Genomic DNA, 7,674 nt, shown 5'->3' on the forward strand with positions numbered 1-7,674 from the left:
AACTGGCGCAGATTCGCGAGCAGGTCGAGCACCACATCCCGCTGCGAGATCGACCCGAGCGCGATTTCCTCGATGACCAACGGGTGACAGCCGACTCCATCGGCCTCCAGCAACTCGACCAGTCTCGACTCCGCCGCGTGGAGGTGATCGATCCACACTGCGGTGTCGACCAGGATCATTCAGTCACACCACGCCGCCGGGGACCGGCCGTCGCCTCGCGATCCGTTCCGCCGAGCGCGGCAAGACGGCGAGCGCTTTCCACTCGGATCAGCGTCTGCAACCCTTGGCGCAGCAGCGCGACGTTTTCATGCACGCCGGTCAACTCGGCAGCCTTGGCCAGTAAATCATCGTCGATTGTGACGGTTGTCCTCACAGCACACCCCTACGCGCATCATTGATGCATATCATGCTGCCACGATTTCCGGTGTCACCACCAAGACGTTGAGCCGCACCCCGCGCTCTACACGTTGAACCGGAACTCGACCACGTCGCCGTCGGCCATCACGTAGTCCTTGCCCTCCATGCGCACCTTGCCGGCCGCCTTGGCCGCTGCCATCGAGCCGGCGGCCATCAGGTCGTCGTAGGAGACGATCTCGGCTTTGATGAAGCCCTTCTCGAAGTCGGTGTGGATCACCCCGGCGGCCTTGGGCGCGGTGTCGCCCTGGTGGATCACCCACGCCCGGGCCTCCTTGGGCCCCGCGGTCAGGAAGGTCTGCAGCTTGAGCGTGTGGAAACCGGCGCGGGCCAGCGCGTCGAGGCCGCGCTCGGTCTGCCCGATCGACTCCAGCAGCTCGGCGGCCGACTCGTCGTCGAGTTCGTTCAGCTCGGCCTCGATCGCCGCGTCGAGGAACACCGCGTCGGCGGGCGCGACGAGCGCGCGCAACTCGGCGACGCGCGCGGCGTCGGTAAGCACCGACTCGTCGGCGTTGAAGACGTAGAGGAACGGCTTGGTGGTCAACAGGTTGAGCTCGCGCAGCACCGAACCGTCCACACCCGCGCCGAACAGCGTCTTGCCGCCGTCGAGCACCTGCTGGGCGCTCAGCGCCGCCTCGTAGAGAGGCTTACGCTCCTTGTTGTTACGGGCTTCCTTCTCCAGCCTCGGCACGGCGCGCTCGAGCGTCTGCAGGTCCGCCAGGATCAGCTCGGTCTCGACCACCTCGATGTCGGACTTGGGATCTACCGCCCCGGCGACGTGGGTCACGTCGTCGTCGGCGAACACGCGCACCACCTGGCAGATGGCGTCGCACTCGCGGATGTGGGCCAGGAACTTGTTGCCCAGCCCGGCCCCCTCCGACGCTCCCTTGACCAGACCGGCGATGTCGACGAAGGTGACCGGCGCCGCCACGACGCGCTCGGAGGAGAACATCTCCGCCAGCTTGTCCAGCCGCGGATCGGGCAGCGCAACGACGCCCTCGTTCGGTTCGATGGTCGCGAACGGATAGTTGGCCGCCACCACGTTGTTGCGGGTCAGCGCGTTGAACAGCGTCGACTTGCCGACATTGGGCAGACCCACGATTCCCAGGCTCAGGCTCACAGGGAACCAAGTCTAGGCTCCGCGGCGGCGCCGACCCGCCGCGGATTCACCGGTGGAAGAAAAGGTGAGGAAAGAGGGCACGCCCGCGCGACGGCCCGCTATATACGCGCCTTTGGGGTCATTGCCGGTACGGTCTACGTGTGTCAGCACAGCGGGCAAGGTCGGCGGTGGAGACCGCCCATCGCTCGGTCCACCCCAACATCCCAGGTGTGCCCTGGTGGACGGCCCTGCTCATCGCCGTCACCGCGACCGCCGTCGGCTACGGAATCGACGCCGGCCACAAGGAGCTGACCCACGTCTTCGCCGGCTTCTACATCGCCGGGTGTGTGGCCGCGGTGCTGGCCGTGCGGCAAGAGGGCCTGTTCACCGCCGTCATCCAGCCGCCGCTGATCCTGTTCTGCGCGGTGCCGGGCGCCTACTGGCTGTTCCACGGGGGCAAGATCGGCCACCTCAAAGACCTGCTGATCAACTGCGGCTACCCGCTGATCGAGCGGTTCCCGCTGATGCTGGGCACCGCCGGCGGCGTCCTGCTGATCGGGCTGCTCCGGTGGTACTTCGGAATGTCGCACCGGCTGATCGCGGCCGACAAGGCCGGCAACGCCGACGACGCCGACGCCTCGGCACCGGCCGCGCACTCCGTTGTCAAGGACATCGCCGCCCGGCTGCACGCGCTGCTGCGGCCCAGGGCCGACGGCGAAGACGCCGACGAGTCCCGCTCCTCCGGCGCGCGCCGGAGCCGCGCGGGAACCACCGCCTCGACCGCCCGCCGGCGGTCGGCGCGCGGCACCCGAACGACGACACGCACCACCCGCGGCCGTTCCCGGCACGCCCGACAGCCACTCGACGACGAGCGGGGAGCGACGGCCGAGCGGCCGCGGCGGTCAAGCCGCCGGGGCGCGGCTCCGGCGCGCGATTACGACGCCGCGCAGCCTCCCCGTCGCTCGCGGCGCCGCCCGCGCCCTGAGCCCGACTCGGACCCGCGCGGCCAGCTGCCGCCCAGGGAGCCCCGCCCCCGTCGCAGCCCCTACGAACGGCCGGCGCCGCGCAGCAGCCGCTTCGACGGCTACGACAGGTATGACCTGCCGGGGGCGTCCGAGCGTTACGGCCGCTACGACACCCATGAGCGCTACGACCGCCGCCACGAGCCGGCCGGCGAACCGAAGCGGCGCCGCGCCACCAACGGCGCCGAATCCACGCACCACCCGATATCGCAGGTCCGCTACCGCGCGACAGCACCGGTGGACGAGTCGAGGGCCGAGCCGCGGGGCCAGTACCGTCCGCGATCCCGCTCGAACGGCCGGTTCCCGGCCGAATCCTGGGAGCACGACGCCTAGCTGTTCCTAGCGGATCTCCCTGGGCAGGGCGAACACCAGGGTTTCCTGGGCGGTCGTCACCGGCTGGACCACGTCGAAGCCATTGTCGGCGAGCCGCTCGAGCACCCCGCGCACCAGCACCTCCGGGACCGATGCACCCGAGGTGACACCCACCGTCGTGACGCCCTCCAGCCACGCCGGGTCGATGTCGTCGGCCCAGTCGACCAGGTGAGCGGCTCCCGCGCCGCCGCCCAGGGCAACCTCGACCAGCCGCACCGAATTCGACGAGTTGCGGGACCCCACGACGATCACCAGCTCGCACTTGGGAGCCATCGCCTTGACCGCCACCTGCCGGTTCTGGGTGGCGTAGCAGATGTCGTCGCTGGGCGGATCCTGCAGCTTCGGGAAACGCTGCCGCAGCCGCTCGACGATCTCCATGGTCTCGTCCACCGACAGGGTGGTCTGGGACAGCCAGACGACCTTGTCCTCGTCGCGCACGGTCACGTTGTCGGCCGCGGCAACGCCGTCGACCAGCTGCACGTGCTCGGGCGCCTCCCCGGCGGTGCCGATGACCTCCTCGTGGCCCTCGTGGCCGATCAGCAGGATGTCGTAGTCGTCGCGGGCGAAGCGCCTGGCCTCGTTGTGCACCTTGGTCACCAGCGGGCAGGTGGCGTCGATGGTCTGCAGGTTCCGTTCGGCGGCCGCGGCATACACCGTCGGCGCGACCCCGTGCGCGGAGAACACCACGATGGCGCCCTCGGGAACCTCGTCTGTTTCCTCGACGAACACCGCGCCGGCCTGCTGCAGGGTCTCGACCACGTGCCGGTTGTGCACGATCTCGTGCCGCACGTAGACGGGCGCGCCGTGCCGTTCCAGCGCCCGTTCGACGGTCTCGATGGCCCGGTCGACACCAGCGCAGTAGCCGCGCGGCTCCGCCAGGAGCACCCGCTTGCGGGTCGGGTCGTCGGCTCCCGATCGCCCGGTCGTGGAGGCACCGGGAATCCCCATGTCGACAGTCGGTGGCATGACACTCAGGGTACGTTTCGGCGGCCGGAAGGGCACACGGCGGCGCCGCGCCGCGGCGCCGGGCTTGGCGTTGGCCGCCGGTTGAGGCAGTCTTGGACCCATGTCTCCTGCACCGTATGGGGTTCGGCTGCTGGTCGGCGCGGCGACGGTCTGCGTCGAGGAAACGATCAGGCTGCCGAAGACCATCCTGATGTACCCGATGACGCTGGCCAGCCAGGCCGCCCAAGTCGTGATGCGCTTTCAGCAGAACCTGGCCGAGCTCGTGATCAAGGGCGACAGCACGCTGGAGTCGATCTTTCCGCCGAAGGAGGAGAAGCCGGAGTGGGCGACGTTCGACGAGGACGTGCCCGAGACCGCCGCGACGCCCGCAGCGCCCGGTGCGGGTGAGGGCGGCACCGATCGCCTGACCGAGGGGCGATTCGCGCTGTACTCGGTGACCGAGGCCGCCGAGGGCGGGCTTGCCGACACGCCGGGCAAGGCCGGCGGGCGGTCCAAGCGGCCGGGGGGCGGCGCGGCGGCACCAGAACCGGCGGTGGCGGCCGACATCGGGTACGCCACGCTGACGCTGGCCCAGTTGCGCGCCCGGCTGCCGTCGCTGAGCGTCGAGGACCTCGAATCCCTGCTGGCCTACGAGCAGGCCACCAAGGCCCGGGCCCCGTTCCAGACGCTGCTCGCCAACAGGATCACCCGCGCGAACGCCAAGTGACACCAGCGGCGAATCCGCAGGCGAACTCGGCCGAGAACCCGTTTCCGGTTCGCGCGGTGGCGGTACGTGTCGCGGGCTGGATCGACAGGCTGGGCACGGTCTGGGTGGAGGGGCAGCTGGCCCAGGTCAACCTGCGGGCCGACTCCAAGACCGTGTTCATGGTGCTGCGCGACCCGGCCGCCGACATGTCGCTGACCGTGACCTGCCCGCGCGACCTGGTGCTGGGCGCGCCGGTGAAACTGGCCGAAGGCACCCAGGTGGTGGTGTGCGGCAAACCGTCCTTCTACACCGGTCGGGGCACGTTTTCCTTGCGGCTCAGCGAGATCCGCGCGGTGGGCATCGGTGAGCTGCTGGCCCGCATCGACCGGCTGCGCCGGCTGCTGGATACCGAAGGGCTTTTCGATCCCCGGCTCAAGCGGCCGCTGCCCTTCCTGCCCAACACGGTCGGGTTGATCACCGGCCGGGCCAGCGCCGCCGAACACGACGTGATCGCGGTGGCGCGGGCGCGCTGGCCCGGGGTCCGCTTCGCCGTGCGCAACACCGCCGTGCAGGGGCCCAACGCCGTCCCGCAGATCGTCGAGGCACTGGGCGAGCTCGACCGCGACGCCGCCGTCGACGTGATCGTGGTGGCCCGCGGCGGCGGCAGCGTCGAGGACCTGTTGCCGTTCTCCGACGAGACGCTGTGCCGCGCCATCGCGGCATGCCGCACGCCGGTCATCAGCGCCGTCGGCCACGAGCCCGACAACCCGCTGTGCGACCTGGTTGCCGACGTGCGCGCCGCCACCCCCACCGACGCGGCCAAGAGGGTGGTTCCCGACACCGCCGCCGAGCAGCGCCTGGTCGACGAGTTGCGCCGGCGCAGCGCGCAGGCGCTGCGCAGTTGGGTGTCGCGGGAACAGCGCCTGCTGACCCAGTTGCGGAGCCGCCCGGTGCTGGCCGAGCCGTTGGGGGCGCTGACGGCCCGCGCCGACGAGGTCCACCGCGCGCGTTCGGCGGTGCGCCGCGACATCACCCGGCTGGTCGCGGCCGAGGCGGAGCGCGTGGGGCACCTGCGCGCGCGGCTGACGACGCTGGGGCCGGCGGCCACCCTGGCCCGCGGCTACGCGGTGGTGCAGACGGTGACCGCCGCGGGGCCCGCTGCGGTGCTGCGGTCGGTCGACGACGCGCCGGCGGGCACCCGGTTGCGGGTACGGGTCGCCAACGGTGCCGTGGCCGCGGTGAGCGAGGGGCAGACAGATGGCGCCTGACGACGACAGCAGAGGGGACCGGCCGATTACGCCCATTAGTGAGCTCGGCTACGAGGCCTGCCGGGACGAGTTGATCGAGGTCGTGCGCCTCCTGGAGCAGGGCGGATTGGACCTCGACGCGTCGCTACAGCTGTGGGAAAGGGGCGAACAACTGGCGAAACGCTGCGAGGAGCACTTAGCTGGCGCCCGGCAACGCATCGAGGACGCGCTCGCCGCCGGCGAGGCCGACGACGCCTGAGTGCGCGCCCGAACTGGAACGTGTTTCAGTTAAGCTTCGCCCATGGGCGATGCATCACTGACAACCGAACTCGGCCGTGTCCTGGTCACCGGCGGGTCGGGGTTCGTCGGCGCCAACCTGGTCACCACGCTGCTCGACCGCGGGTACCGGGTCCGTTCCTTCGACCGCGCGCCCTCGCCGCTGCCCCCGCATCCCGGCCTGGACGTCGTCGAGGGGGACATCACCGACACGACCGTGTGCGCCGGGGCGATCGAGGACATCGACACGGTGTTCCACACCGCTGCCCTGATCGAGTTGATGGGGGGCGCGTCGGTGACCGACGCGTACCGACAGCGCAGCTTCGCGGTCAACGTCGGCGGCACCGAGAACCTGGTGCGCGCCGGGCAGGCGGCCGGGGTGAAGCGGTTCGTCTACACCTCGTCCAACAGCGTGGTGATGGGCGGCCAGAACATCGCCGGCGGCGACGAGACGCTGCCCTACACCGCACGATTCAACGACCTCTACACCGAGACCAAGGTGGTCGCCGAGCGATTCGTGCTGTCCCAGAACGGAATCGACGGCATGCTGACGTGCGCGATCCGGCCCAGCGGCATCTGGGGTCGCGGGGACCAGACGATGTTCCGCAAGCTGTTCGAGAGCGTGATCGCCGGCCACGTCAAGGTGCTGATCGGCCGCAAGTCGGCGCGGTTGGACAACTCCTACGTGCACAACCTGATTCACGGTTTCATCCTGGCCGCCGAGCATCTGGTGCCCGGCGGCACCGCACCCGGCCAGGCCTACTTCATCAACGACGACGACCCGATCAACATGTTCGAGTTCGCCCGGCCGGTGGTGGAGGCGTGCGGGCAGCCCTGGCCCCGGGTGCGGGTGAACGGGCCGATGGTGCGGGCGGCGATGACCGTTTGGCAGCGACTGCATTTCAGGTTCGGCATGCCCGCGCCGCTGCTGGAGCCCCTCGCGGTCGAGCGGTTGTACCTGGACAACTTCTTCTCGATCGCCAAGGCGACCCGGGACCTCGGATATCGGCCCAAGTTCACCACCGAGCAGGCGCTGACCGAATGCCTGCCCTACTACGTCGAGCTGTTCGAACAGATGAAGAGCCGGGTGCCGGCGGCCACTCGCTAGACGCCGCCGCAGCCCGTCACCGGGGTTTAAGGTTGCGCTCAACGGCGAGGCGGAGGCGGTCCGGTGAACACCGAATTCACGCTCACTCAAAAGCGTGCCCTCGCGGTCATCACGGTGGTCGCGCTGCTGTTCGGTGCGTATTTTCTGCGCGACTACTTCGTGCTCATCGTGGTGGCCGCGGTGGGGGCATACCTGTTCACGCCACTGTTCCTGTGGTTCAACAGGCGCCTGGGCACCGGGTTGTCGGCCGCGTGCACCCTGCTGTCGGCGCTGGCCAGCGTGATCGCGCCGATCGGCCTGCTGGTCGTCCTGGCGATCGCTCAGATCTCGCGCATGGTCGAGGGCATCGCCGGCTGGGTCCGGACGACCGACCTCAGCGGCCTGGGCCAGAGGACGCTGCAGCTCGTCAACGGCGTGGCGGCCCGAGTTCCGTTCGCGCACGTGACGATCACCGCGGAGACGCTGCGCAAGGCGACGCTCACCGT

General features: G+C 70.0%; 10 protein-coding genes. 6 read left to right on the forward strand and 4 right to left on the reverse strand.

The window, feature by feature from the left end; genetic code table 11:
- From AC2VOR_RS11910 to ychF, 3 genes are all read right to left on the reverse strand, one after another.
- The coding region (locus AC2VOR_RS11910; protein ID WP_486963850.1) for a PIN domain-containing protein at positions 1-179 on the reverse strand (179 nt) is incomplete at its 3' end.
- Positions 176-373, reverse strand: coding sequence for a type II toxin-antitoxin system VapB family antitoxin (locus AC2VOR_RS11915; RefSeq protein WP_144952320.1), 198 nt, complete (start codon positions 371-373; stop codon positions 176-178). The genes AC2VOR_RS11910 and AC2VOR_RS11915, both read right to left, overlap by 4 nt.
- Positions 374-460: 87 nt before the next feature.
- Positions 461-1,534 carry a redox-regulated ATPase YchF gene (gene ychF / locus AC2VOR_RS11920; RefSeq protein ID WP_369737381.1) on the reverse strand — a complete coding sequence of 358 codons (1,074 nt, stop codon included), beginning with the start codon at positions 1,532-1,534 and terminating at the stop codon, positions 461-463.
- A 140-nt stretch (positions 1,535-1,674) separates the two neighbouring features.
- Here ychF and AC2VOR_RS11925 point away from each other — a divergent pair, with 140 nt between their 5' ends.
- Positions 1,675-2,868: a DUF6542 domain-containing protein gene (locus AC2VOR_RS11925; RefSeq protein WP_407685601.1), complete on the forward strand. Its 1,194-nt coding sequence runs from the start codon at positions 1,675-1,677 to the stop codon at positions 2,866-2,868.
- A 6-nt stretch (positions 2,869-2,874) separates the two neighbouring features.
- Here the strand turns inward: AC2VOR_RS11925 and AC2VOR_RS11930 are convergent, their stop codons facing one another.
- Positions 2,875-3,873 carry a 4-hydroxy-3-methylbut-2-enyl diphosphate reductase gene (locus AC2VOR_RS11930; RefSeq protein WP_407685602.1) on the reverse strand — a complete coding sequence of 333 codons (999 nt, stop codon included), beginning with the start codon at positions 3,871-3,873 and terminating at the stop codon, positions 2,875-2,877.
- A gap of 100 nt (positions 3,874-3,973) precedes the next feature.
- Between AC2VOR_RS11930 and AC2VOR_RS11935 the strand changes: the two genes are divergently transcribed.
- From AC2VOR_RS11935 to AC2VOR_RS11955, 5 genes are all read left to right on the forward strand, one after another.
- The gene (locus tag AC2VOR_RS11935) at positions 3,974-4,579 is read left to right on the forward strand and encodes a lipid droplet-associated protein (RefSeq protein WP_407685603.1); all 606 of its coding nucleotides are present in this window, start codon (positions 3,974-3,976) and stop codon (positions 4,577-4,579) included.
- Positions 4,576-5,826: an exodeoxyribonuclease VII large subunit gene (gene xseA, locus AC2VOR_RS11940; protein WP_407685604.1), complete on the forward strand. Its 1,251-nt coding sequence runs from the start codon at positions 4,576-4,578 to the stop codon at positions 5,824-5,826. Before AC2VOR_RS11935 ends, xseA begins: the two co-directional genes overlap by 4 nt.
- Positions 5,816-6,064: an exodeoxyribonuclease VII small subunit gene (locus tag AC2VOR_RS11945; RefSeq protein WP_369737375.1), complete on the forward strand. Its 249-nt coding sequence runs from the start codon at positions 5,816-5,818 to the stop codon at positions 6,062-6,064. Before xseA ends, AC2VOR_RS11945 begins: the two co-directional genes overlap by 11 nt.
- Positions 6,065-6,106: 42 nt before the next feature.
- A complete protein-coding gene (locus tag AC2VOR_RS11950) occupies positions 6,107-7,189 on the forward strand; it encodes a 3-beta-hydroxysteroid dehydrogenase (protein ID WP_407685605.1) in 1,083 nt (360 codons plus the stop codon).
- A 63-nt stretch (positions 7,190-7,252) separates the two neighbouring features.
- Positions 7,253-7,674 (forward strand): AI-2E family transporter (locus tag AC2VOR_RS11955; RefSeq protein ID WP_486963849.1); only part of this gene is annotated, 422 nt, incomplete at its 3' end.

It is taken from the genome of Mycobacterium sp. TH-M103, from assembly GCF_057473785.1.